This is a genomic window from Thioalkalivibrio sp. ALE31 (genome assembly GCF_000377405.1).
Taxonomy (GTDB): Bacteria; Pseudomonadota; Gammaproteobacteria; order Ectothiorhodospirales; family Ectothiorhodospiraceae; genus Thioalkalivibrio.
Map to the genome: position 1 here is coordinate 608,141 of NZ_KB905020.1, position 25,155 is coordinate 633,295.

The 25,155-nt window shown below is 66.8% G+C and carries 22 protein-coding genes and 1 riboswitch; of the genes, 8 read left to right on the forward strand and 14 right to left on the reverse strand.

The window, feature by feature from the left end; all coding sequences use genetic code 11:
- Window positions 1–17: 17 nt before the first annotated feature.
- The 10 genes from cobA to D103_RS0102855 all read right to left on the reverse strand — a co-directional run bounded on the left by cobA (window position 18) and on the right by D103_RS0102855 (window position 14,454).
- A complete protein-coding gene (cobA, locus tag D103_RS0102810; protein ID WP_026280246.1) occupies window positions 18–872 on the reverse strand; it encodes a uroporphyrinogen-III C-methyltransferase in 855 nt (284 codons plus the stop codon).
- Window positions 869–2,161, reverse strand: a complete 1,293-nt coding sequence (locus D103_RS0102815) for a cobyrinate a,c-diamide synthase (protein WP_018875750.1) — start codon at window positions 2,159–2,161, stop codon at window positions 869–871. Before D103_RS0102815 ends, cobA begins: the two co-directional genes overlap by 4 nt.
- Window positions 2,158–2,772: a cob(I)yrinic acid a,c-diamide adenosyltransferase gene (gene cobO, locus D103_RS0102820; protein ID WP_018875751.1), complete on the reverse strand. Its 615-nt coding sequence runs from the start codon at window positions 2,770–2,772 to the stop codon at window positions 2,158–2,160. The genes D103_RS0102815 and cobO overlap by 4 nt, the downstream gene beginning before the upstream one ends.
- A gap of 52 nt (window positions 2,773–2,824) precedes the next feature.
- Complete coding sequence (locus D103_RS0102825) at window positions 2,825–3,115, reverse strand: DUF2149 domain-containing protein (protein ID WP_018138715.1); 291 nt, start codon at window positions 3,113–3,115, stop codon at window positions 2,825–2,827.
- Window positions 3,112–3,555 carry a MotA/TolQ/ExbB proton channel family protein gene (locus D103_RS0102830; RefSeq protein ID WP_018174775.1) on the reverse strand — a complete coding sequence of 148 codons (444 nt, stop codon included), beginning with the start codon at window positions 3,553–3,555 and terminating at the stop codon, window positions 3,112–3,114. The genes D103_RS0102825 and D103_RS0102830 overlap by 4 nt, the downstream gene beginning before the upstream one ends.
- Before the next feature lie 137 nt (window positions 3,556–3,692).
- Window positions 3,693–8,231, reverse strand: a complete 4,539-nt coding sequence (locus D103_RS0102835) for a cobaltochelatase subunit CobN (RefSeq protein ID WP_018875752.1) — start codon at window positions 8,229–8,231, stop codon at window positions 3,693–3,695.
- Window positions 8,232–8,342: 111 nt separating this feature from the next.
- The gene (locus D103_RS0102840) at window positions 8,343–8,897 is read right to left on the reverse strand and encodes a cob(I)yrinic acid a,c-diamide adenosyltransferase (RefSeq protein ID WP_018866865.1); all 555 of its coding nucleotides are present in this window, start codon (window positions 8,895–8,897) and stop codon (window positions 8,343–8,345) included.
- A gap of 3 nt (window positions 8,898–8,900) precedes the next feature.
- Window positions 8,901–10,709 (reverse strand): TonB-dependent receptor domain-containing protein, encoded by a 1,809-nt coding sequence (locus D103_RS0102845; RefSeq protein WP_018875753.1) that lies wholly within the window; start codon window positions 10,707–10,709, stop codon window positions 8,901–8,903.
- Between the two features lie 141 nt (window positions 10,710–10,850).
- A riboswitch (cobalamin riboswitch) is annotated at window positions 10,851–11,098 on the reverse strand.
- A gap of 87 nt (window positions 11,099–11,185) precedes the next feature.
- Entirely contained in the window at window positions 11,186–13,084 is a 1,899-nt protein-coding gene (locus D103_RS0102850) for a hypothetical protein (protein ID WP_018875754.1), read from the reverse strand.
- A gap of 131 nt (window positions 13,085–13,215) precedes the next feature.
- Window positions 13,216–14,454 carry a cyclopropane-fatty-acyl-phospholipid synthase family protein gene (locus D103_RS0102855; protein WP_018866868.1) on the reverse strand — a complete coding sequence of 413 codons (1,239 nt, stop codon included), beginning with the start codon at window positions 14,452–14,454 and terminating at the stop codon, window positions 13,216–13,218.
- 279 nt (window positions 14,455–14,733) lie between these two features.
- Between D103_RS0102855 and fnr the strand changes: the two genes are divergently transcribed.
- The 3 genes from fnr to D103_RS0102870 all read left to right on the forward strand — a co-directional run bounded on the left by fnr (window position 14,734) and on the right by D103_RS0102870 (window position 16,619).
- A complete protein-coding gene (gene fnr, locus D103_RS0102860) occupies window positions 14,734–15,468 on the forward strand; it encodes a fumarate/nitrate reduction transcriptional regulator Fnr (RefSeq protein ID WP_018866869.1) in 735 nt (244 codons plus the stop codon).
- Window positions 15,461–15,952 (forward strand): DUF2390 domain-containing protein, encoded by a 492-nt coding sequence (locus D103_RS0102865; RefSeq protein ID WP_018875755.1) that lies wholly within the window; start codon window positions 15,461–15,463, stop codon window positions 15,950–15,952. Before fnr ends, D103_RS0102865 begins: the two co-directional genes overlap by 8 nt.
- A gap of 97 nt (window positions 15,953–16,049) precedes the next feature.
- Window positions 16,050–16,619 (forward strand): DUF2058 domain-containing protein, encoded by a 570-nt coding sequence (locus tag D103_RS0102870; protein ID WP_018875756.1) that lies wholly within the window; start codon window positions 16,050–16,052, stop codon window positions 16,617–16,619.
- A 40-nt stretch (window positions 16,620–16,659) separates the two neighbouring features.
- Here D103_RS0102870 and D103_RS0102875 read toward each other — a convergent pair whose 3' ends face one another.
- The 4 genes from D103_RS0102875 to apbC form a co-directional block, all read right to left on the reverse strand.
- Window positions 16,660–16,881 carry a hypothetical protein gene (locus D103_RS0102875; protein WP_018866872.1) on the reverse strand — a complete coding sequence of 74 codons (222 nt, stop codon included), beginning with the start codon at window positions 16,879–16,881 and terminating at the stop codon, window positions 16,660–16,662.
- A 124-nt stretch (window positions 16,882–17,005) separates the two neighbouring features.
- Window positions 17,006–17,911: a carbamate kinase gene (locus D103_RS0102880; protein ID WP_018875757.1), complete on the reverse strand. Its 906-nt coding sequence runs from the start codon at window positions 17,909–17,911 to the stop codon at window positions 17,006–17,008.
- Between the two features lie 28 nt (window positions 17,912–17,939).
- A complete protein-coding gene (gene dcd / locus D103_RS0102885) occupies window positions 17,940–18,506 on the reverse strand; it encodes a dCTP deaminase (protein WP_018866874.1) in 567 nt (188 codons plus the stop codon).
- A gap of 31 nt (window positions 18,507–18,537) precedes the next feature.
- A complete protein-coding gene (apbC, locus tag D103_RS0102890) occupies window positions 18,538–19,629 on the reverse strand; it encodes an iron-sulfur cluster carrier protein ApbC (protein ID WP_018875758.1) in 1,092 nt (363 codons plus the stop codon).
- A gap of 459 nt (window positions 19,630–20,088) precedes the next feature.
- Here apbC and metG point away from each other — a divergent pair, with 459 nt between their 5' ends.
- From metG to rsxB, 5 genes are all read left to right on the forward strand, one after another.
- Window positions 20,089–22,137, forward strand: coding sequence for a methionine--tRNA ligase (gene metG / locus D103_RS0102895; protein WP_018875759.1), 2,049 nt, complete (start codon window positions 20,089–20,091; stop codon window positions 22,135–22,137).
- 101 nt (window positions 22,138–22,238) lie between these two features.
- Window positions 22,239–22,859, forward strand: coding sequence for a methylthioribulose 1-phosphate dehydratase (mtnB, locus tag D103_RS0102900; protein WP_018866877.1), 621 nt, complete (start codon window positions 22,239–22,241; stop codon window positions 22,857–22,859).
- Window positions 22,856–23,563 (forward strand): hypothetical protein, encoded by a 708-nt coding sequence (locus D103_RS0102905; protein WP_018875760.1) that lies wholly within the window; start codon window positions 22,856–22,858, stop codon window positions 23,561–23,563. The genes mtnB and D103_RS0102905 overlap by 4 nt, the downstream gene beginning before the upstream one ends.
- 412 nt (window positions 23,564–23,975) lie before the next feature.
- Window positions 23,976–24,554 carry an electron transport complex subunit RsxA gene (gene rsxA, locus D103_RS0102910; RefSeq protein WP_018866879.1) on the forward strand — a complete coding sequence of 193 codons (579 nt, stop codon included), beginning with the start codon at window positions 23,976–23,978 and terminating at the stop codon, window positions 24,552–24,554.
- Window positions 24,551–25,147 (forward strand): electron transport complex subunit RsxB, encoded by a 597-nt coding sequence (gene rsxB / locus D103_RS0102915; protein WP_018875761.1) that lies wholly within the window; start codon window positions 24,551–24,553, stop codon window positions 25,145–25,147. The genes rsxA and rsxB overlap by 4 nt, the downstream gene beginning before the upstream one ends.
- The last annotated feature ends 8 nt before the right edge of the window (window positions 25,148–25,155 follow it).

Below are 25,155 nucleotides of genomic sequence, written 5' to 3' on the forward strand. Positions count from 1 at the left end.
CCGCCGAGCTGTTCTGCTCAGCCGGTTTCATGCGTTCCCGGGACGGACTCGGCACCCTGCGTGGCGATCGTCTCGCGCAGGCGCACGACCTCGCCCGCGATCAGCAGCGCCGGCGACTGGATATCCAGATCCGCCACCCGCGCGGGGAGGTCGGCCAGAACGCCTTCGATGACACGCTGGCCCGGGCGCGTCCCCTGTTCGACCAGCGCGGCCGGCATCGCGCCGTCCGCACCCGCCGCCATCATCTCGCCACAGACCTCGGCCAGGGTATGCAGCCCCATGTAGACGACCAGGGTCTGCTGCGGATGCACCAGCGAGGCCCAGTCCAGATTGGTCTCGCCGGCACGCCGGTGGGCGGTCACGAACTGGCAGCGATAGGCGTGATCGCGATGGGTCAGCGGGATCCCTGCATAGGCTGCACAGCCACCGGCTGCGGTAATCCCCGGCACGATGCGCACTGGCACCCCGGCGGCGGCAATCGCGGCGGCCTCCTCGCCGCCCCGCCCGTAGACAAACGGGTCACCCCCCTTCAGGCGCACCACGTAGTGCCCCTCCCGGGCCAGCGCGACCATGCGATCGTTCAGATCGCCCTGATCACAACTGTGCCGCGAGCGCGCCTTGCCCACGTACAGACGCTGCGCCTTGGGGTTTGCCAGATCCAGGATCGCCTGCGGGATCAGGCGGTCGTGCAGCAGGATCTCCGCGTGCTGCATCGCGCTGAGCGCGTCCAGTGTCAGCAGGCCTGGATCGCCCGGCCCCGCGCCCACCAGATCCACGCACCCGGCCCGCCGCTCGCCGCGAAACGGGAGGGTCACCCCAGGGCGCGCACCGGATCCGATCCTGGCCACCTTGTGCTGCCCTGTACCGCTCATGCCTGGAACAGTCGCGCCGTGGCCTGCGGGTTGGAGGGGAACCAGGCATGCAGATAGGTCGCGGTCAGGCGCCCGTCACGATAGATCGCCTCGCCCTGCGACCCCGTCCCGCGCGCACGCCAGCAATGACCATAGGGCTCGAGCCCGACCTCGGAATGGGTGTGATGGAAGGTGTGCCCGCGCAGCTCGCCCTCCGGCAGCGGGGCCGCCTGGAGCCCCAGACCCTGCAGGCGGTCTGCCAGCTGGGCCTTGCCCGGCACCAGCCCGGCCATGGCCGCGGCATGACCCTCGCGATTGGCCAGTTCATCCAGCAGGTAGAGAAAGCCCCCGCACTCCGCCAGGATGGGGCGACCCGCCGCATGATGGGCCTCAAGGTCCGACTTCAGGACAGCATTGGCGGACAGCTGATCCAGATACAACTCGGGGTAGCCACCCGGCAGCCAGACGGCATCGGCCTCTGGTAACCCGTCCCCCGCAAGCGGGGAAAAGAACCGCAGTTCGGCGCCCATCTTCTCCAGCAGGCGCAGGTTGGCCGGATACATGAAAGCAAAAGCCGCATCCCGCGCGATCGCAATGCGCACGCCGGACAGCGCCGCCTCGATCGGCGCAATTGTTTCCGGATCAAAGCGCACCGGCTCCGGGAGCCCTGTCACCCCAGCCTCTTCAATCGCGGCCGCTGCCGCCTCCAGCCGCGCATCCAGATCGGCGATCTCGCCGGCCTGCACCAGCCCCAGGTGACGATCCGGGACACTCAGCGTTTCGTTACGCTGCACGGCACCAAAGAAGCGGATCGCCTCCGGGGTGCAATCCTCCAGCATCCGCGCATGGCCCGGACTGCCCACCCGGTTGGCAATCACGCCCGCGAAGGACAGACCCGGGCGGTAGGTCGACAGGCCATGCACCAGCGCCCCGAATGTCTGGCCCATGCCGCTGGCGTCCACCATGGCCAGGATCGGCAAACCGAAGGCCTGCGCCAGATCCGCCCCGGAGGGATCGCCATCGAACAGCCCCATCGAGCCCTCGACCAGGATCAGATCGGCATCCTGTGCGGCCTCGTACAGCATCGCTCGACAGGCTTCTTCCCCGACCATCCACAGATGCAGGGCGTCGACCGGATGCCCGGATGCCTGTTCCAGGATCATCGGGTCGAGGAAGTCGGGGCCGGTCTTGAACACGCGCACGCGCAAACCCTGGTTGCGGTGGTAACGGGCGATGGCGGCGGTGATCGTGGTCTTGCCCTGCCCCGAGGCCGGGGCCGCCACGAACGCCGCGGGGCAGCTCACACTCACAGCTCGATCCCCTTCTGCGCCTTGATGCCGGCCTGAAAGGCATGCTTGACCACGCCGATCTCGCTCACGGTGTCGGCCGCCTCGATCAGTGCCTTCGGCGCGGCGCGGCCGGTGGTAATCACGTGCTGCATCGGCGGGCGATTGGCGAGATCCTCCAGCACCTCGTCCACATCCAGGTACTGATATTTCAGCGCGATGTGCAGCTCGTCGAGCAGCACCAGGTCGACGTTCGGGTCGTGCAGCATGTCGCGGGCATGTGCCCAGGCCTCGCGGGCCGCGGCCACATCCTTGTCGCGGTCTTGGGTCTCCCAGGTGTAGCCCTCGCCCATCACGTGGTACTGCACCTTGTCCTGGCCACGGAAGAAGGCCTCCTCGCCGGTGGCGAACTGGCCCTTGATGAACTGCACGATGCCGACGTGCATGCCGTGCCCCAGGGCGCGCGCAACCATGCCGAAGCCGGAGGAGCTCTTGCCCTTGCCGTTTCCGGTCAGGATCAGGAACACGCCCTTTTCTTCCTGGGCCTCGGCGATCTTGCGGTCCACCACTTCCTTCTTGCGCGCCATACGCTGCGCGTGGCGTTCGGCCTTGGCCGCGTCGGTATCGTTGGTCATGTTGATGTACTCCTTGAGTTCATTGCTTGTTCGGGGTGCGCAGGGGGCGGGCCTACTCGCCGATCAGGATCATTCGTCCGGTCTCCGGGTCACGGTAGACCTGGCCCATCGACTCGAAGCCGGAGCCGGCCTCGCCGGCGCCCTCGGGCGGGTCCGGGATCTCGCGCCCGGGTTCGATCTCGGCACCGCCGCTGGCCGGTTCCAGTCCGCTGCCCGAGGCGGCCATCACCACCATCAGGCCGACAGCGAACACGAGCATGATGTCGGCCAGATTGGCCAGTGGGCCCATCGGCTCTTCGTCAGGGGCATCGAAGCGGCTGGCGCGGTAGTGCGGGACCCTCATGCCGCCGCCTCCAGGCGCTCCATCGCGGCGTCATACCAGCGCCGACGGAGGCGTCCAAGCAGGAAGCCGAGGATGCCGACCAGCAGCCCCAGCACCGTGGTGTTGAACGCCACCGTAACGGCCTGGGCCAGGATTTCCAGTTCGCCCCGGCCCATCGCGGCCAGCCCGGGACCCAGCGGAATCAACGTCCCCATCAGCCCGAGCATCGGGCCGATGCGTGCCAGCAGATCCGCGCGGTCGATGCGGCGTCGTGCGCGGTAGGCCAGTCGCTCGGCGTCACCGGTGGCCTCCAGCCGGCGCACTCCGCCGGAACGTTCACCCAGTGCCAGCCCAAGCTCCCACACGGCGACCGCGACCAGCACCAGCAGACCGACGATCACCGGCTCCAGCAGCCAGCGCACCACGGTGTCCATCAGTTCCATCGTGATCGAGAACGGCATTCGCGTTTACCTCATTAACCTTTGTTCAGCGCTTCCCACGTTCTTATGTAGGAGGCCAGCCCTCTGGCCGATGAGCCGCCGGACATACCCCATCGGCCAGAGGGCTGGCCTCCTACAGGAGACATTTCCAGCGGCGGTTATCGCCGTCGGCCGGCGGCGACACCACCGATCAGAAGCAGGAACAGCACGCCGGCGACCAGCCACGGGAGCCAGGGCATGCCCCCCGCCTCGTCGCCAGCCTCCTGCCCGCCGTCGGCCTCGGCCGGTTCGGGGATCTCCGGCATCTCTTGCGCCGCCGGGTCTTCCAGCGGCTGGATCTCGGTGACACGGCTGGGGTCGGCCTCCGCCTGTGCGCGATCGATCTGCGCGGACGCGCGCACGGCCTCGAAGGCCTCGCGCAGTTCGGGCTCCTCCAGGCGCTCGGCCACCTCGTCCAGCATCGGGTGGTCGGGGCGCGTGTGCCCGCTGCCCGGCAGGCCGTGTTCCGCCACCAGTTCGGCAAAGCGTTCGGACAGGGCCTCCAGTACCTCCGGATCGGCCTCCCAGAACCCACGACTGGCGGCCACCAGATGCACGGCCTGCAGGTGGGTCTTCACATGCACGTTGTGGCCGTCGGCGAGGAATTCGTCCACGCCCAGGCCGTGGCGGTCCTGCAGATACACGTCATGCACCTCGTCCCAGACCCAGGAGCGGATGATCTCGGGATTGGTGGCCTGCCAGCCCCACAGGTTGTCGACGAAGTCGCGGGCCATGGTCCGCGCCCCGGCATAGCCGTGGTCCATCAGCGGCTCGATCCACTGCGGGTTCAGGTTCTGCCCCTGCAGCTCGCGCATCAGCGCGCGGCCCAGCGTCTCCACCCGCGGGTCGTCCGGATCGGCGTGCTGCAGCACGCGGTTGTCCGGCACAGCGCCGCGAATACTTTCGACCGCGGTCGAGAGCCCGCCCTGGAAGTCAAAACCGTCGTCGTTGTCCAGCAGGCCGTAGAGGTGCGAGGCGCGCCCGAGATAGGTGCGCCCGACCTGGCCCAGCCGGGCCTCGAAGGCCTCGTGCGCGGAGCCACCGGATTCGTCCGCCCCGTAGGCGTGGCCCATCCGGCGCAGATAGGCCGCGCCCAGTTCGGCTCGGTCCTCCCAGGCCCCGGAACGGTCCGCGAGACGATTGACCCCGGCCCCATAGGCCCCGGGGGCGGTACCGAACACCCGCAGCGCGGCCTGCTGACCCGCCTCGAGGCCATTGAGGCCTGCGGCGCGCAGGGCCTGGGTGTCCTCCACCCATTGGGCGGCCACATCGTTGCGCGCCAGGGGCTCGGTGCCCGGATCGCGCAGGTCTTGCCCCAGCGGGGCCAACGCCGCTTCCAGTGCCTCTTCCAGCTCGGGGTACTCGGCAAGAATGGTCTCGGACGATCCGTCCAGCGCGAGGCGCGCGGCCCGGTCCAGCCACACCAGCTGGTCCTCGTAGAGGTCGCGGAACAGACCGGAGGTGGTAAACAGGGCATCGCGACGTCGATCGCGCCCGGCTTCATCAAGGTCCATGCGCTCCAGCCCCTGGACGATCCCGCGACTGTTCCAGGCCGGACGAATGCCCAGCATGTCCATGCCAAAGGCGATCATCACGCCCTCGTCACGCACAGTATCCGACGCCCAGAGGATGATCGCCTCGCTGCCATCCGCCTCGGGATCACCGTGCTCGCGGGCATCCGCGGCCAGCTCCTGACCGATACCCCAGGCGATACGCGTGGGGACCAGGTCCGCCGCCAGCGCGTGGAAGTTGCGCCCGGTCGGCAATACCTCCGGCGTACGGATCGGGTCGTTGCCCTGCCCTGGCGGCACGAAACGGCCTTCCAGCGCCGCCAGCAGATGCGCGCGCTCGCTCGCCGGGGACCCACGCAGCTTGGCGTCCCAGTCGTCGCCGACCGCGTCGTCACCCGCCATCGACTCGAGCATCGTGTCCACAGCCTCGTCGCTCCAGTCGCGTCCGAACACATGCAGCCCCAGCGGCATCTGGTCTTCCTGCATGTCGGTCAGGTAATGCCCGATCTCGTGGACCAGCAACTCCTCGTCCATCTCCGCCAGCACGGTCGTTGCATGTTCACCATGGCCCTCGTCCGCGTGGTCATGCTCATGGGCGTGTTCGTGCTCTTCATCCCCGTGTTCCCGGTGATGGTCCGCGTCGCGATGTTCGTCGCCGTGTTCGTCTCCGTGGCCTTCGCCATGTCCCGCGTGGTCCTCGTCGTGATGCCCCTCGTGATGATCACCGTGATCATCATGGTGATGCCCGTGATCGTGATGGTGACCCCGCGCCAGTTCACGCTCGATGGTCTCGGTCAGGCCAAGGTCCTCGATACGTTCGCGCAGGGTCTGGACGGCCCGCGAGCGCGTCGCGGCATCCGGCTGCGCGGCGGCCTCGTAGGTCTCCACCAGCTGGCGCAGTTCCAGCAGGCTGTCGTAGAGCTCGGTGGCCGCCAGCGGCGGGGTCAGGTGGCTGATCATCACGCCCATGGCGCGGCGCTTGGCCTGGATACCCTCGCCCACACCATCGACGATGTAGGGATAGATGATCGGCAGGGCGCCCCCGAGGATCTCGGGATAGTCATCCGGTGCCAGCCCCGCGCGCCGGCGCGGCAGGAATTCGCGGGTCGAGTGGCGGCCGACATAGACCAGTGCATCGGCCTCGAAGTGATCGCGGATCCAGTGATAGAAGCCGACATACTGGTGGGTCGGCGGGAACGTGGTATTCGCGTGCAGCAGGCGCTCGCTGACCTCCCAGCCGCGCGGCGGCTGCGGGCCGATGAACACATTGCCGAACTCGATCCCCGGGAACAGCATCTCGCCATCGCGGGTCATCGCCTCGCCCGGCGGCTCGCCCCAGCCGGTCAGGCCGGGGATGCCCGTGCGCACCAACGCCTTGCGCAACTGCTCAGTGGTCGCGTGGGCATCTTCTCCCGCCAGCGTGGCCTCCCAGGCCTCCTCGTACTGGGCCAGCAGGTCCAGTGCCCGCTCCTGCGCCGCGTGCGGATAACTCTCGAGCATGTGGCGCAGATCACCAACGCCGCTCTCCAGCGCAGCTTGCGCGATCTCGACCTTGTCGGCGGCCCTGGCGGCCTCCAGGCGTGCCTGCAGATAGCCGATCGGGCCGTCGACCAGTTCGGCCCGGACGGGCTCCGGCAGGCTATCGAAATACGCCTGATACTGGTCGCGATCCAGCGAGGCGACCCGGCCGGCGATCGCGTCCAGCGCGTCCGCCTGTTCCGGCAGGTTCACGGCCCGATCCTGGATCATCTCCAGCAGGGTCTCGGCGTCCTCCGGCACCGCGTCGCCCAGGTCGTACCCGGCAGCCTCGAGGCGCTGCAGGATCTCCAGCAGCGACTCGGGGACATCCAGCTTGTCCGCACCGATGTTCTGGCGACCCGGCGGATGGTTGTAGTAGACCACCGCCACGCGCTTGTCCGCGTTGTCCAGGCGGCGCAGCCGCTGCCAGCTCGCCACCCGATCGGCCAGGGCCTCGACCCGCTCGTCGACCGGCTCGGTCAGGGTCAGGCGCACGCCGGTGCGTTCGTCCTGTTCCGGCGCGCCCGCGGTCGCGAGCACCATCGGCTGGCTCATGCCCTGCAACTCCGGCATGGCCACGTGGTAGTGGACCTTGTCCCAGGGGATGCCCTCGTGCGACAGCCGCCACTGGGTCGCGCTCACATCTGCCAGACGGATGCCCTTGATCACCGGGACATCCAGCTCGCCGAAGGCCTCGGCCACCGCCTCGCGGTTGCCGCCCCCGCCGACCACGAAGTCCTGCAGGCTGACGATACCCGCCAGATCCGCCGGCCCGGCCGCCTCGGCCAGCGTCTCGACCGCCTCGCGGCTGGCCCCGCCCCAGCGCGCCAGCACCGCAAAGCACTGGATGTCTCGCGCCTCCAGGGCTTCGCAGGCTGCGTCCAGCAGCGCGCGGTCTCCCGGCCGGTCACCGGTATCCAGGTCCAGCAACGCCACGGCGGGCCCGTCGTCCAGCTCGAGATCGTCCGGGTCGGGAGTGGAGTTCCCATGCCGGTAATAGCGGATGGTCTCGCGCGGGTCCGGCTCCGGAACTTCGTTCTCGTGCCCGCCGCGCGCGGCCAGCCAGCGCATCAGCCCCTCCATATTCTCCGGTGTACGCCCCTGATAGAACGCGCGCCCGGTCAGCCAGTCCGCCTGTTCGGGGAAACGCTCCCGCTGTTGGGCCAGGTGCACGCGCGGGTCTTCGCCCGGGTCGGGGTTGGCCGCCAGTTCGGTTCGCTTCTCGTCATCGAGACCCACGAGTACGGCCTCGCCGCCGATCCGGGACAGCGCCGTCAGGTGACGCACGCTGTTAATGGCCAGAATCGGGGCCCCCTCGGGCGGCGGGGCCTCCCGCAACAGACGGTCGAGGCGCGCGGCCTGGTCCCCGAAAACAGCCGCAACGAGTATGGCGTCGGCCTCCCGCCACAGCGCCGATACCGCCTCGTCCGACTTGTCCGCGAGTTGCTCCGGTGTCCGCAGGATCACCTCCGCCTGCGGATGAGCCTCCAGGAAGCGATGCGCGCCAGCGGCCACCTCCGCCGCCGAGCGATCGGAGACCACACCCACCACGAGCGGACCCGCATGGGCCGGTACCATTCCGAAAAGAAAAAGCGCGAAGATGCTCAGGATCGTGCAACGAAAACGCATGGAAACTTCCCGATAAACAGGTGCAATAGGGCGCGAGGCGTGTACTCGACACGCCTCGACCGTTGCAATGGGAATGGGACGCCGCCACCGCGGCGCCCCCACGAAGACCCGTCAGCCGCGCTGGTTCGCCGGTTGCCAGAGGACCTCGGTACCGTTTTCGTGACGAGCCAGCACACGGCAGAGCACGAACAGGAGATCCGACAACCGGTTGACATAGGCCAGCGACGCCGGACGCAATGCCTCGTGGTGATTGAGCGCCACCAGACGCCGTTCCGCACGCCGGCAGACGGTGCGCGCAATGTGACAGTCGGCTGTAGCGGGACCCCCACCCGGAAGGATGAACTCCTTCAGGGCGGGCAGATCGGCGTTGAAGGACTCCAGCTCCACGTCCAGCCGCTCCACGGAAGCCTCCGGGAGGGCCTGATGCCCCGGCACTGCCAGTTCCGCTCCGAGATCAAACAACTCGTGCTGCACCAGAGCCAGCGAGCGACGAACCTCTTCGGGCAGGTCGTGGACCAGGACCCGGCCCACGACACTGTTCAGCTCGTCCACGTCGCCAAAGGCCTCGACGCGGTGGCTGTCCTTGTCCACCCGCGAGCCATCGCCCAGCCCGGTCCGGCCTTCGTCGCCGGTACGCGTTGCGATCTTCGACAGTCGATTACCCATGAATCACCTCTGCTGATAGCGCAGCTTCAAGAACGCGGCCCGGCCCGGCTGGTTGTAGTCAACGCCGTCCCACGAATTCCTAGCGACTACGTAATCGCGGTCAAACACATTCTGGACAGAGGCCTCCAGACGCCATTCAGAGGACAGCCGGTAACTAGCCCGAAGGTTCAGTAGGCCATAGCCAGACAGCCGTTCCTCGTTGCTGGCATCGTTGTACGAGCGACTCTTCGCGATCACAGACCCCCCTACCGCGAAACTTTGGAACTGCCGATCCAGATCGAAGCGGGCAGTTACCGGGGACCGGCGAGGAAGTTCATTGCCTGTTTCACGATCCTCTGCATTCAGAAGGGTCAACGAAGCGCGCGAAATCCAATCATAACGTTCATATCCACCCTCCAACTCAAGCCCGGAGATCCTCGCTTCGTCAACGTTTTCAGGCGGCCAAACTGGAATCATTTTTTCCACTCTCGATTGAAAAATAGAGGCATCCAGATACCCTTTATCAAAGCTAGCGCGAAGGCCTATTTCAGCCGTTTCAGACTCTTCTGCTTGAAGTTCTGGATCACCCGAACCCGGCCAATACAGTTGGTTAAACGTAGGCGCATTGAAGGCCGTGCCATAAGACGCGCGCAGCCGTAGGATGTTGGTGGCCTGCATGCCCCAGGCTACCTGCCCCGTCACCTTGTCGCCGAACTGCTCATTGTCGTCGTAACGCAAACTTCCCTCGAGATCATGGCGGCCCAGGCCAACCTGCACCACCGAGTATGCACCAACGTTGTACCGCGACTCTTCAACGTAATCGGTGGTGCTATCCACTCGGTCTTCATACGCATCGATTCCGGCAATCAAATAAACACGATCGGTTATCTCGAGGTCGTTTCGCCAATCCACACCGATGCGTTTAGTATCGAAGCGAGAAGAAAAGACGCCTTCGCTAAAATTATCGTTCTCATCGCGGCTGTGGCTAACACTGACTTCGGTATCCCAAAGCGGTGTTACAGGCACTCGCAAGCCAGCACGAAGGGCAGCATGCCGAAAATCGGTTTCATCTTCGGTGCCGTCGAACTCGGTTCTACCCTCGGAATACAGCACACTACCGAAAACCTCGACCCCATTATCGAGCCGGTGCGAGACCTTGGTGGCAAGTGAGGTGTTGTCATAGCCATCGCGGTCTTCATCGCCCACACCGTCCTGGACGTTGATACCGTCGGTATCAAAGTGGCTGACCGAAAAGCTGTAGTTCGTATTATCGGTACCCCCGGCGACACCGACCCCGGTCTCCCAGGTATTGAAGCTCCCACCGCCGACGAAGGCATTGACCTTCGGTGGGCCCTTGCGGCCCTCACGGGTAAAGACTTGCACGACCCCGCCGATCGCGTCCGAACCATAGATGCTGGTGCGCGGGCCGCGCACGATCTCCACCCGCTCGATCTCTTCCGGAGGCAGGAATTGCCAGCTTGCCCCGCCACCCGTCGCCGAACCCATTCGAACTCCATCGACCAGCAACAGGGTGTGCCCAGAGCTCGACCCCCGCGTGAAGACGGAAGTGGACTTGCCGAAAGCGCTGTTCTGGGAAGTTTCGACCCCCGCGCGGCCCTCCAGCAGATCGGTGAACTGCTGGGGCTGCAGGCGCTCGATCTCTTCGCGGTCGATGATGGTCACCGAAGCGAGCGTCTCGTCGACGGTCTGCGCGATGCGAGAGGCGGTGACCTGGACGGTCTCCAGGGTCTGCGCGTCGTTGGTATCCGGCGTATCCGCCAGAGCGGGACTGGTGGCCAGCAGGATGGCCGTGGAAAGTGCTGTGCGTTTCATGTCGTCCGTGTCTCCCGGCGAGCCGCCCGCACGCCGTTGATTCGTCGGGATCGCGCAGACAGGGGGAGACAGACACGAGGGGGATCGGCCACGACCGGCGAACGGCCCGGCACGATCATCCGCCTCGCATGCCCGCCGCATGCCGCGCGATCATTCCCTGGCCGGTCTCCGGGCTGACGAGCGTTCTGGCGCGGCGCCTTCCCGAACCTCAGGTTCAGTGGCACTGGCCGCGACCATCAGGGACCGTCTGGCGGTCCCTCGCTCGATCACCGTTGCGGGGGCAGCGTCGGTTTCGCCCACGGCTCCCGAGGACCCGTCTGGACTCACCGAACTTCCCGTTTAACCCGCCAGGTCGAGCCTGGCCGGGCACCGGGGAACGCGGCGAACACTACACAATTGGGCGCAAAATTACCAGCCGGGGGCGACTCGATCTCGCGCAACCGGAACCGTCGAACCAGGCCCGTCGCGACGGATCATCAGCGGCGGCGCCGCTCCTCGGCGTGGAGATAACGGGTCCCGCGCTTCAGCAGCAGGCCCCAGGTCTTGTCCTGCAGCATGGCGTCAAACTCGGGCGACCGCTCGGCGCGCAGTGCCACGGGATGCGACTCGTCGCCGGCATGCGTTGCCAGCATGTCCAGGCGCTCGCGGTTGGCGCCGTACTGCTCGACCAGGAAATCGCGCATCGAATCGCTCAAAGGCAGGTGATAGATACGCGTGAGGCGCATCGCCAGCCATTCGGCCATGCGCCCGAGATCCTGGCGGACCTTGCGCACCATGGCCGAGCCCAGACCCGCCTTGGCATCCGCGCTCATGCCCACATACAGCCCCCCGAGATACGCGGCCGGGTTGGCGTAGATCGCGCGCTGGATGCTCGGGTTGGTGAGGTCCACCAGCGGCTCCAGGATCAGGGCCAGCTGGATGCCGATGCGCTTGGCCGTCTCGGCGTCCAGCGCTGCCCCTCCGAAGTAGAACAGATCGCCCTCACGCTGGATCTTCAGCTCCCTGAGGAAGTTGCAGAAGTCGTTGGCCAGCTTCAGCTTCTGGTCATCGGTCAGCTCGATCAGCTCCTCGCTGACCCGGATACCGCGCACACTGCGCTTGAACCAGCGCTTCTCGCCCCGCTTCTCCACCTGGGCGCGGCGCAGGGCCTCCCAGCGCTCCACCGCATTGGCGTAACGGCTCTGCGCCTGCATCAGCTGGTCGCGCGCCTCGCGCAGGTCCTCGACCCGCCGCAGTGCCAGCCCCAGGAGCTGGCCTTCCGGCGAATGTTCCCCCGGTTCCCGATCCTCCAGGGTGCGCAGGGCCTCCAGGACCTGGCGCCCCAAGTCGGTTACGGGCTCGCGCAGGACCTGCGGATCCAGCCCCGAGGCATCGCTCTGGGACAGCAGAATACCGAGCGAGCGCAGGCGGCTGACCACCCCGGCCTGCGCCACGCGAAAGCGGTTGCCCTGGGATTCCAGTCGATCCAGGGCGGCCCCGAGCTGCCAGCCACCGGACCATTCGAAGCTCAGGCGCTTGATCTGGCGCCCGTTCACGAGCTCGAACGCGAGCACGAAGATCGCCTGCACATCGTCGAGGGTGCACCGGGCCAGGTCGTCGGCATCGGCGGCGGAAAACAGGCGGTCCAGGAACTGGTCCACGCGGCGCACGCCATCCTCCTGGGTCGGCGCCACGCCGCGCAACCGATCGCGCAGCAGGTCGGCGACCTCCGGGGCCTCGTGGTGCAGCTTCTCCAGGGCCGCGAGCCGCGAATCCTCGGTCGCGCCCACCAGATCGCCCACGCGCGAGCGCAGGCCCAGGCGGCGATAGATCTCGATCTGCTCCGCGGCAGCCGCCAGGCTGGTATCGCCGGTCATCTCGCGCACCGCGACGGCCACCCCCTCGGGCGAGATATCCACCTCGTGGAGCAGCACCTCGGCCGCCTTGCGCCGGCGCATGTCCGGTGCGAGCTCGCTCATGGCCAGATCGCGGGTCACGAACAGCAGGTCCGGCAGCAGGTCGATCGTGTTGCGCAGCTGGTCGCGCGACTGTTCCTGGCGTTTGCCGCGGGTGGCATCGGCGACAAAGCGCGCCACCAGGCCGATCACCCCGAACAGCAGGGTGTAGACGGCGAAGAAGATGAAGTTCTGTGCCGGGGCGGCATGCCCGAAACCGAGAAAATACCCGCCCTGCATGGCCAGGAACGTGACCGGTCCCGCCGCCCACAGCAGCTGGAGGAAATTGAGCGACCAGGGGACGCGCCGCGCGGTGGCCGCCACCTCGGTGATGCGGCTGCGGCCGGCCGCCTCGATCAGGACGTTCTCCTGCGACGGCCCGACGGCCTGCGGGTCTTCCTGACCCGGTGCCTCCCTGCGTTTACGAAAGCGACCGAACACGCGCCCCTGCTCCGGAATGGATGGTCACCGCCGGCATGGCCGCAACGTCCCCATTAGTGTAGGGAAAGTACGTTCGGTTCGCGCGCTCCGGGCCCCGTTTTCGCGCCGTTCCCGGCGCATTCGGCCACCCCTCAGGCCGCGTTGCTGCGCCGTGCCTGGGCCTCGCCGGGCGGGATCGAGACCACCTCGGAGGCATCGTCGCGATAGAGGTAGTCGCGCGTCAACGGCACCGCGTCCTGCTGCTTGGCCATCTGCACGTGGAAGACCACCTGTCCCCACCAGCGGAAGGTCCCCTCGCAACTGGCCAGATAGAACTCCCACATGCGGCAGAAGCGCTCGTCAAAGCGCGTCACGGCCTCGGCTCGGACCTTCTGGAAGCGGCGGTACCACTCAGCCAGTGTCTCGGCATAGTGCAGCCGCCAGAACTCGATGTCCGTGGTGTACAGCGGGGTGGGTTCCAGCGCACTCATCACCTCGGACAGCGCCGGGGTGTACCCGCCCGGAAAGATGTATTTGCTGAGCCACGGGTTGGAGGTGCCCGGCGGCTCCTGCCGCCCGATGGTATGCAGCACGGCGATGCCGTCGGGCGTCAGGAGGTCGTGTACCCGCTGGAAGAACGTACCGTAGTTGGGTGTGCCGACATGCTCGAACATGCCGACGCTGACAATCCGGTCGTACTGGTCCTCGTGCTCGCGGTAGTCCTGGTAGAGAAACCGCACCCGATCCTCCAGCCCGCGTCGCCCGGCCTCCTCCCGGGCCACCCGCAGCTGCTCCCGGGACAGCGTCACGCCGTCGACCTGCACGTCCGCGTGCTCGGCCAGATGGAAGGCCAGGCCGCCCCAGCCGCAACCGATATCAAGGACCCGCATGCCGGGTTCCAGGCGCAGCTTCCTGCGCAGCATCGCGCACTTGGCCTGCTGCGCTTCCTCCAGCGTCATATCGGGCCGCTCGAAGTAGGCACAACTGTAGAACATGCCCTCGTCCAGGAACTGGCGATAAAGCCACTCGTCGACATCATAATGATGGGCGATGTTCTGATAGCAGCGCGCCACCTTGTTGCCCTGCTCGATCAGCGCCCGGAGCATACGCACCGCCGGATTGACACGCTGCTGGAACATCGGCGCGAAGTTGCGCATAGCCACATCCAGGAACACCTGCAGGCCCTCGGGGCCAGGCGACCACATGCCGTTCATGTAGGTCTCGCCCAGCTGGAACCCCGGATCGCGACCGATCTTGCGCAGCGCCGCCCGGTCATGCAGCTGCATCGTGATCTCCGGCGTACCGCTACCGAAACGCTGCTCGCGGCCATCCGGGTGCCGCAGCACAAAGGTCCCGTAGCGCATGTATTGCTCGAGTAACCGCTCGATCATCTTGACCCCTGTCCTTGTCTCGGCGGCCCGTGCGCAACGCGTGGGTTCCAGGCCGTTGCCGCGCCACCCAATGTAAACTGAGTCTAAATATTGTTATCTCGCGTTGTCCATGCCTGATGCCGCGCGCGGTGAAGTGGGCGGCCGGCGCCGCTTCGAGACCCGTAATAACCCCGACCCGAATCACCTGCATTCCACAGGGACAGTAGCGCATTCCCGAGCGTGATGGCAGACCCCGAAAATCCCTTTCCCCAATTCCGAAAAAACGGCTACCCTGCACTCATGACGCTACGACCCACCCAAGCCTGTCAGCACTGCACCCTGCGCCAGCTCTGCCTGCCGGTCGGCCTGCCGCAGGACGAGCTCTGGCAGCTCGACGAGATCGTCCAGCAGCGCCGGCCGATCGCCAAGGGCGCGGCCCTGTTCACCATGGGGGCCAAGTTCGACGCGCTGTATGCGGTCCGCACGGGGGCGCTGAAGACGGTGCTGATCTCCGATGACGGCACTGAACAGATCACGGGCTTTGCCCTGGCCGGCGACCTCCTGGGACTGGACGCGATCCATTCGGGCAAGCACCCGGTGAGTGCCGTGGCCCTGGAATCCACCAGCGTCTGTGCCGTGCCCTACGGGCATGTCGACGACCTCGCCGGGCGCCTGCCCACGTTCCGCCAGCACATGATGAGCGTGATGAGCCAGGAGCTCGCGCAGGACGAAAGCCTGCATGCGCTGCTTGCCCAGCGCACGGCCGAGCAGCGCCTGGCGACATTCCTCGTGGGGCTGTCGGAACGCCAGCGCACTCGCGGCCTGTCCCCCGAGCGGTTCTACCTGCCGATGTCGCGCGCCGACATCGCCAACCACCTGGGCCTGACCCAGGAGACCATCAGCCGACTGTTCACCCAGCTGCGCAACCAGGGCGTAATCAGCCTGCACACCCGCGACCTCGAGATCCTGGAGCCCGAGAGTCTGCGGAACACCGCCGGGGTGACGTTCACCTCCTCCGCCGCGAGCAGTGCCTGAATCCGGAGGCACCCCGGAGGAGCCGTCGACGGGCTTCGAGGCCTTCTGGAGCTTCGCCGGAACCCTCTGGGCCGCCCCCGATGCACGCGCGCGTCTGATGCGCTGGCAGGAGGAATTCGGGGTGGATGTGATGCTGGCGCTGTTTGCCCTGTGGTACCCCCGACCGCTGACGACCTCTCAGTGGCAACGGCTCGCGCAAACCGCCCGCCGCTGGCAGACCTCAGCCACCGGACGCATCCGCGCCCTGCGCCGCCAGTTGCACACCCCCGAGCGCGACACGCTCTACCGCGCGGTACTCGCGCTCGAACTCCAGAGCGAGCGCCTGGCGGGCCTGCAACTGCTCGCGCAGGCCCGCCAGCTCTCGACGCCGGATAGCCGGTCCCACGCCGTGAACCACCGGCGCCGACTGCACACGCTGTTCCCCGCATTGCCGGAGGCCGAGATCCGCGACGCGCCACACACTCCGGATCGGTGTTCTCAATAGCGTGTCCACGCAGGGACGTACGTAGCGGCATGCCGGCTGCATGCGCTGGCGGTTCCGGCTATCCTCCCCGGCATACAGACCCTACACGGCAGGATTCATGTCCGACGATCTGCGCACCCAGCTCCTGAAGACGGGGCTGGTGGACGAAAAACAGGTTCGCAAGGCCAAGGCGCAAAAGCATCAGGCGCAAAAGGGCAACGCGAAAAAGAAGAAGGACCGCAAGACCGGCCCCGAGCCCGGCGTGGCCGAGGCGCGCAAGGCCGAGCAGGCCGAACGCTCGCGGCAGAAGAACCGCGAACAGCAGGAGCGTGCCGAACGCCGCGCCCGCCACGCGCAGATCCGCGAGCTGGTCAGCACCCACCTGGCGCCGATCCCCACGGGCGATGCGGCGCTGGACTATCACTTTCAGCAGGGGGGACAGATCCGCCACCTACCGGTGACAGCGGATCTGCAAAAGCGCCTCGCCGACGGGCGCGCCGCGATTGCGGGGCTGGATATCCGGCCGGAGAAGGGCTTCCGGGTCATCCCGCGGGAGACAGCGAACCGCATCCGCGAGCGCGATCCGGAATGGCCACTGGTGATTCCCGCCGAGGATGATGCGTCGTCCGAGCCCGACCCGGACGACCCCTACAAGGATTACGTCGTCCCCGATGACCTGATGTGGTGAGGGCAAGGGGCACGCACGGACCGGCGGCCCCGCGGGTCCGTCAGTCCGTGGTGCGCTTCACGTCCGCGGCCGGCATGCCGGACTGCTGCGGACGCCGGGCCTCGTCACTGGACATATCCTGAGGGGTTAGCCCCCCCTCCCCCAGACTCTGGGGTGCACCCACCGACTCCTCCTCCGGCGCGCCGTTGCCACAGCCCAGGGCCAGCAGGCCCACGGCGGTCAGTCCGATCACCAGGGGGGTCGCTCGCTGAATCTCTCGCATCGCTATCGCTCTCGGGTGTTTTCAGGTCAAAGCGTGCAAGCCCACGGCCCGTCGCGCAAGCGCCGGCGTGAAGATCACGGGCTTGGCACACGCCCTTGAGACCCACCTGGCTGCGGATTCGCTGTCAGACGGTCCCGACCGGCAGGATGCGGGTCCCGGCCTGGCCGTCCAGGATATCAGCGGCATGCCCCAGCGCACCGATCCCGACCCGGATGCCGCCTTGCGCCGCGCGCCGCGCCGCCTCCATCTTCGGGCCCATGGAACCCGCGGGGTAGGCCGCCGGCTCCACGGCCGTGACCAGCAGGGCCTTCAAGCGCCGAGCGTCCGGCGTGCCCCAGTCCATATAGACGCCGTCGACATCGGTCAGCATCAGCAGCCAGTCGGCCTCGACATGCGCGGCCAGACGGGCGGCCGTCAGGTCCTTGTCGACCACAGCCTCGATGCCCTGCAGGCGCCCGGCCGCGTCGCGCACGACTGGCACACCCCCGCCACCGGCGCAGATCGCGACAGCGCCACTATCCACCAGGGAGCGTACTGCCTCCATGCCCAACAGGCGCTGCGGCTCGGGCGAGGCTACCACGCGCCGCCAACCCTCGCCGTCGGGCGCGATATCCCAACCGCGCTCGTCGGCCAGCGCACGAGCACGGGCCTCATCCCAGGTGGGGCCGATGAATTTCTCCGGATGGCCAAAGGCCGGATCGTTGGGGTCGACCTCGGTCTGCGTCAGCAGGCTCGCCACCCGGTCATGCCCCAGTGCGTTGTGCAGCTCGCGCGCCAGGATGTAGCCGATCATGCCGTGGCTCTCGGCGCCGACAACGTCCAGCGGCCAGGCGATGCGATCGCACTCCGCCTGATTGGCCAGCAAGCCAACCTGCGGCCCGTTCCCGTGGGTGACGACCACCTCGTGCTCGCGCGCCACGGCGGCAATCGCCTCGGCGGCCTGTTGCGCGTTGCGCTGCTGGGCCTCGGCCGAGGGCGTCTCGCCGCGTTGCAACAGGGCGTTGCCGCCCAGCGCGATCACGATGCGCATGGCGGTCCTCCGGGGGATTTGGTGGGTGTCAGGTCCGCGGCAGGGTGACGCCGCGCTGCCCCTGGTACTTGCCGCCGCGATCCTTGTAGGACGTCTCGCAGACCTCGTCGGACTGCAGAAACAGCATCTGCGCCACACCCTCGTTGGCGTAGATCTTGGCCGGCAACGGCGTGGTGTTGGAGAACTCCAGCGTCACGTGGCCCTCCCACTCGGGCTCCAGCGGGGTCACGTTCACGATGATGCCGCAGCGGGCATAGGTGGACTTGCCCAGGCAGATGGTCAGCACGTCGCGCGGGATACGGAAGTACTCCACCGTGTGCGCCAGGGCAAAGGAGTTGGGCGGGATGATGCAGACATCCGACTGCACATCCACGAAGCTGCCCTCGTCGAAGCCCTTGGGATCGACGATGCTGGAATTGATGTTGGTGAATATCTTGAAATGATCCGAACAGCGCACGTCGTAGCCGTAGCTGGAGGTGCCGTAGGACACGATCCGCTCCTCGTCGCGGTAGCGGATCTGGCCGGGCTCGAAGGGCTCGATCATGCCCTGCGTCTCGGCCATCTCCCGGATCCAGCGGTCCGACTTGATGCTCATTGGCCCTGTCCCTGGTCGGCGGTTCGCCGGATCAGTTGTTCTGAATCACGATATTGGGGAACTTGCTGCTGTAGTCCTTGGACTGCTCCGCCAGCTTGGCGCCGGTGCGCCGCGCGATTTCGCGATAGATCTCGGTAATGCGGCCATCCGGGTCGGCGATCACGGTGGGCTCGCCGCCATCGGCCTGTTCGCGGATGCGGATGTCCAGCGGCAGGGCGCCCAGCATATCCACGCCGTACTCCTCGGCCATGTTCTCCGCCCCGCCCTGGCCGAAGATGTACTCTTCGTTGCCGCACTTCGAGCAGATGTGGATGCTCATATTCTCGATGATGCCCAGCACTGGCACCTCGACCTTCTCGAACATGCGCAGGCCCTTGCGGGCGTCCAGCAGCGCGATGTCCTGCGGCGTGGTCACGATCACCGCGCCGGACACCGGAATCTTCTGCGACAGCGTCAGCTGGATGTCGCCGGTGCCCGGCGGCAGGTCGATGATCAGGTAGTCCAGATCCTTCCAGTTAGTCTCGTTCAGGAGCTGCTCCAGCGCCTGGGTCACCATCGGGCCACGCCAGATCATCGGCGTGTCCTCCTCGATCAGGAAGCCGATGGACATCGCCTGTACGCCGTGGCGCTCCAGCGGCTCCATGCTCTTGCCGTCCTTGGACTCCGGGTTGCCCTTGATGCCCAGCATGCGCGGCTGGCTGGGGCCGTAGATGTCCGCATCCAGGATGCCGACCTGCGCGCCCTCGGCCGCCAGGCCAAGCGCCAGATTCACTGCGGTGGTGGATTTGCCCACCCCGCCCTTGCCGGAGGCCACGGCGATGATGTTCTTGATCCCCGCCATCGGCTTGAGACTCTTTTGCACCGCGTGCGTCGTGACCTTGGTGTTGATGGTCACTTCCGAGGATTCCAGCCCGGCGACACCGGCCAGCGCCCCCTGGATGGCTGCGCGGAGCTCGTCGTGATAGCCGTTCGAGGAGTAACCCATCTCGATGGCGATGGAGGCGCGCGCGCCGTCCACCTGAATGTCCTTGACCGCGCCGGCGGCCACCAAATCCTGCTCCAGGTACTTGTCCTGAACAGTCTTCAGGGCGTTTTCGATCTGCTCGCGCGAGAGTTCGGCCATGGTGTTCGTTCCATCCAGCAATTGAAGGGTGACCGCGCGATTCTACTGGCACCGGTACGGCACGCCAATGGCACCACGCAGTGCCAGTCCTTTCCCGGGGCCCAAACATGCTCATCCGGCCGGGTGTCAAGCCTTTCGCATCGGTTTTATGCACAAACATGGCGCATACGGGGAAGACAGGCCTAGATAGCCGCACAAACGTCCAAACCGCTGCACAATAGTTTTCCAACTTGCTGTTTTATTGGATTTCTTTTGGGTTGGTCGATTTTTAACCAATTTGTCATGCACCCTTGTGTGGCAAGGGGTAGCGACCGATTCCACCGGGTTTCCCACAGACTTATCCACAGCTTCTGTGGACAAGCGGGCCCAGCCCGCGCTGCGCCTCGACAAGCCGCCGGACACACCCGACAATAGCGCCCCTGCACCCGCGGCCCGGCGCCGCCCATCACGAGCCAAGCAATGACCGACACCCCGCGCAAGATCCTCGTCACCAGCGCCCTGCCCTACGCCAACGGCCCGATCCATCTCGGACACCTGGTGGAATACATCCAGACCGACATCTGGGTGCGGTTCCAGCGTGCGCGGGGCCACGAGGTGATCTATGTCTGCGCGGACGACGCCCACGGCACGCCGATCATGCTCAAGGCCCGTGCCGAGGGCATCGAACCCGAGGAACTGATCGCGCGGGTGCGCCAGGAACACGAGGCCGACTTCAGCGAATTCCTGATCGGCTTTGATCACTACCACTCGACGCACTCCGACGAGAACCGCGAGCTGGCCGGCCATATCTACAAGGCCCTGCGCGACGCCGGGCACATCGAGATCCGCACCATCGACCAGGCCTATGACCCCGAAGCCGGGATGTTCCTGCCGGATCGCTTCATCAAGGGCACCTGCCCCAAATGCGGCGCGCAGGAGCAGTACGGCGACTCCTGCGAGGCCTGCGGCGCGACCTATAGCCCGATGGACCTGAAAGACGCGGTATCGGCCATCAGCGGCGCGCGCCCGGAGTCACGCGCCTCGGAGCACTACTTCTTCAAGCTGGGCGACTTCGAGGCCTTCCTGCGCGACTGGACCCGCTCCGGCCGTCTGCAGGACGCGATCCGCAACAAGCTGGACGAATGGTTCGAGACCGGCCTGAGCGACTGGGACATCTCCCGTGACAAGCCCTACTTCGGCTTCGAGATCCCCGACGCCCCGGGCAAGTACTTCTACGTGTGGCTGGACGCCCCGATCGGCTACATGGCGAGCTTTCGCGCCTTCGCCGAGCAGCAGGGCCTGGACTTCAACGCCTGGTGGGGCGCGGACTCCGACGCCGAGCTGTACCACTTCATCGGCAAGGACATCGCCTACTTCCACACCCTGTTCTGGCCGGCCATGCTGCATGGCGCGGGCTTTCGCACCCCGTCGGCGGTCTTCTGCCACGGCTTTCTGACGGTCAACGGCCAGAAGATGTCCAAGTCGCGCGGGACCTTCATCCGCGCCCGCGACTACCTGGACCACCTGAACCCCGAATCGCTGCGCTACTACCTGGCCGCCAAACTGGGGGACGGGGTCGACGACCTGGATCTGAACCTGGACGACTTCGTGCAGCGCGTGAACTCGGACCTGGTCGGCAAGGTGGTCAACATCGCCAGCCGCTGCGCCGGCTTCATCCACAAGCGCTTCGACGGCCAGCTGGCCGCGGAACTCCCGCGCCCGGACCTGCACGACGCCTTCGTCGCCGAGGGCGAGGCGATCGCGGCGGCATTCGAGCGGCGCGAGTTCGCCCAGGCGATGCGCCGCATCATGGCGCTGGCGGATCAGGCCAACCAGTACATCGACGAGGCCCAGCCCTGGGTGCTGGCCAAGCAGGAAGGTCGCGAGGCCGAGGTGCAGGCCATCAACACCCAGGGGCTGGACCTGTTCCGCATCCTGATTGTCTATCTCGCCCCGGTGCTGCCGAAGCTGGCGGCCGACGCCGCCGCGTTCCTGAACCTGGACGACACCCGCTGGGCGAACCGCGAACCCCTGATCGGACGTTCCATCCAGAAGTTCAAGCCGCTGATGACGCGCATCGAGCCGGAGACCATCGAAAAGCTGCTGGAGGCCTCGAAGGCCACTCTGGCCGCCCGCGAGACCGCCAGCCCCGACAACGCGGCCCCTGAACAGGCCACGGAGGCGAACGTGGACCCGATTGCCGAGACCATCGACTTCGATACCTTTGCCCGGGTCGATCTGCGTATCGCCCGCATCGCCAATGCCGAGCACGTGGACGGCGCCGACAAACTCCTGAAACTCACCCTGGATATCGGTTCCGAGACGCGCCAGGTATTCGCCGGCATCAAGTCCGCCTACGCCCCGGAGGACCTGATCGGCCGGTATACCGTGATGGTCGCCAACCTGGCCCCGCGCAAGATGCGCTTCGGCGTCTCCGAGGGCATGGTGCTGGCCGCCGGCCCGGGTGGGTCGGAGCTCTACATCCTGAACCCGGATGACGGGGCCCGCCCCGGCATGCGCGTCAAGTGATGCCCACCGCAACCGACGAGAACGGCATGGAACGCGCGCGGCCCATGGATTTGCACCCGAGCCTCGCGTAAGCTGCCGCTCTTTTGTCGACACCCGGACGCATGGAACAAAGCCCCGAATTCAAAGCGCAGGTTCGCCTGCTGGCCGAAGCCGGACGCGAACTCGCGGACCGCGGCTGGCTCCCCGCGCGCACCGGGCACTTCTCCGCGCGTCTGGACGACCGGCATATCGTGATTACCGCCCCGGGGCGCAGCAAGGACCTGCTGGACGCCCACGACTTCATGGTGGTGGATCTCGAAGGGCATCGGGTCACCGGCAGCGGCGAACCCGGCCCCGAGACCTTCCTGCACATCATCATGTACCGCCGCGACGCGCAGCTCGGCGCCGTCCTGCATACGCACAGCGTGCAGGGTACCGTGCTGTCGCGGCAGGTCACGGGCTCACTGCTGCTGCGCGACTACGAGGCCCTGCGCGAACTCCCCGGCTGCGAACACCCCGCGCGCGGCATCCGCATCCCGGTGTTCGCCAACGAGCCGGACATGCAGCAGCTGGCCGCCCGGGTCGACGCCGCCATGGACCGCGACCCGGCACTTGCCGGTTACCTGATCGGTGGTCACGGGCTCTACACCTGGGGCGAGACGGTGGAACGGGCCATGCAGCGCACCGAGGCCTTCGAGTTCATGTTCGAATGCGAAACGCTGGCCCGCCAGCTACCCCTATGACCCCGACCTCCGCTCACCCCGCCCCCCAGGCCGTCATCCTGGCCTTCGAGGGGGTCCTCGCCCCGTCCGGCGTGCTGCGCGATACGCTGGAACCGCACGCCCTCGAGGCGCTGCCGGACTTCCTCGAGCGTCACGCCGAGTCCACCGCGGTCCAGCGGACGCTGACGGACATCCTCGCCTACTCCGGGCGCGAGCTGGACGTGGACGGGCTGCTGTCCCAGATCCGCGCGTGGATCCGTGGCGGGCAGGACATCACGCCGGTGCGCCAGCTCCAGGGGTTGGTCTGGGCCGATGCGCTGGAGGCCGGGGCCCTGCAGCCACAACTCTCCCGGGAAACCGCCGCGACGCTGGACCGGCTGCACCGCAGCGGAGTGGCCCTGTACAGCTTCGGCGCGACCCCGGCACCGGTACAGCGCGACTGGCTGCGCCACGGCCCGCACCCGGAGGTCGAACAACACCTGACCGGACTGTTCGACACCCGCATCGGTGGCCGCCGCGATGCCGGCAGCTACCGTCGTCTCGCGGAGGAGATCGGCCTGACGCCGGAGACCGTGCTGGTGCTGTCCACCCGCCGTGACGAGCTGGACGCCGCCCACCAGGCCTGGCTGCTGACCGCTCGCCCGGCCGCGGACCCCCAGGCCGAGGACGACCATCCGGTGCGGCCCTTGACCTCGCTCATCTCCGACACCGCCGACGGGCACTAATCTGACTCGACATTCCCGGCCTCGGCCACGCGCCGGACTAGGGAGACGCTGATTGAATCGCACGTCCGCGTTGGTGCCCCCTGTTTTCCGAGACAAGGCGCGTCGTGTAGCGGGTAGTGGTTCTACCCGCAAGCGGCGCAACGCAGGATCGGGAAACAGGGGGTACCAACCCCGAAGGGGCTCGGCCGCTTTTGCGCGCGCACGGCGTTGCGGCTCCCTTGTGCAGAATGACTGCACGGCAGTCACCGCGCCTTGTTCGCACGCAAAAGCGACTCGAGCGCGGACGTGCGATTCAATCAGCGTCTCCCTAGGTTTCGCGCCCGGAAAGGGCAATCGCCCCGCCGCGGGAAGGGTTGAGCGGGCACCGCCCGTCGCCGATACTGTGTTGTTGACCTGACGACTCGGATTTTTCGTGGAATACGTCCTGATCCTCATCAGTACGATCCTCGTGAACAACTTCGTACTGGTGAAGTTTCTGGGCCTGTGCCCGTTCATGGGGGTCTCGCGCAAGGTCGAGACGGCCACCGGCATGGGCCTGGCCACGACCTTCGTCCTGACGTTGTCCGCCGTCAGTTCCTACGTGATCAATGAATACCTGCTGACCCCGCTCGGGCTGGAATACCTGCGCACCATCGCCTTCATCCTGGTAATCGCGGCGGTGGTGCAGTTCACCGAGCTGGTGGTGCGCAAAACCTCGCCCCTGCTCTACAACGTGCTGGGGATCTTCCTGCCGCTGATCACCACCAACTGCGCGGTGCTGGGCGTCGCCCTGCTCAACGTCCAGGAGGCACACAATTTTGTCGAGTCGGCCCTGTACGGTTTCGGTGCCGCAGTCGGTTTTTCGCTGGTGCTGATCCTGTTCTCCGCGATCCGCGAGCGCATCGCCGTGGCCGATGTGCCGGTGATGTTCCGCGGCAGCGCCATCGCCATGGTCACCGCCGGGCTGATGTCGCTGGCGTTCATGGGCTTTTCCGGGCTGGTGCGGCTGTGAGCGTGCTCTACGCCATCCTCGCGATCGGCGGCCTGGCCGCTGCATTCGGGCTGATCCTGGGGTTCGCCGCGCAGCGCTTCCGGGTCGAGGCCGACCCGGTGGTGGACCAGATCGACGCCCTGCTGCCGCAGACCCAGTGCGGCCAGTGCTCCTACCCCGGCTGCCGGCCGTATGCCGAGGCCATCGCCGCCGGCGAGGCGGACATCAACCGCTGCCCGCCCGGCGGTCAGGCCACGGTCCAGGCCCTGGCCGACCTGCTCGACCGCGAGCCCACCCCGCTGGAGGAAGAAGAGCAGGAGAAGGCCGTCGCGATCATCGACGAGAACATCTGCATCGGCTGCACCCTGTGCATTCAGGCCTGCCCGGTGGATGCCATCCTCGGCGCCGCCAAGCAGATGCATACCGTGATCGAGGAGGAATGCACCGGATGCGAGCTGTGCATCGAGCCCTGTCCGGTCGACTGCATCACCATGGTTCCGGTCGGCACCGACATCACCGAATGGCGCTGGTCGGAACCGGAACCCTCGCCCATCGAGCAGCCCATCAAGCGGCCCATCCACGCCATCGCGGACGGTTCGGGGGCTTCCGACTGAGTCGGATG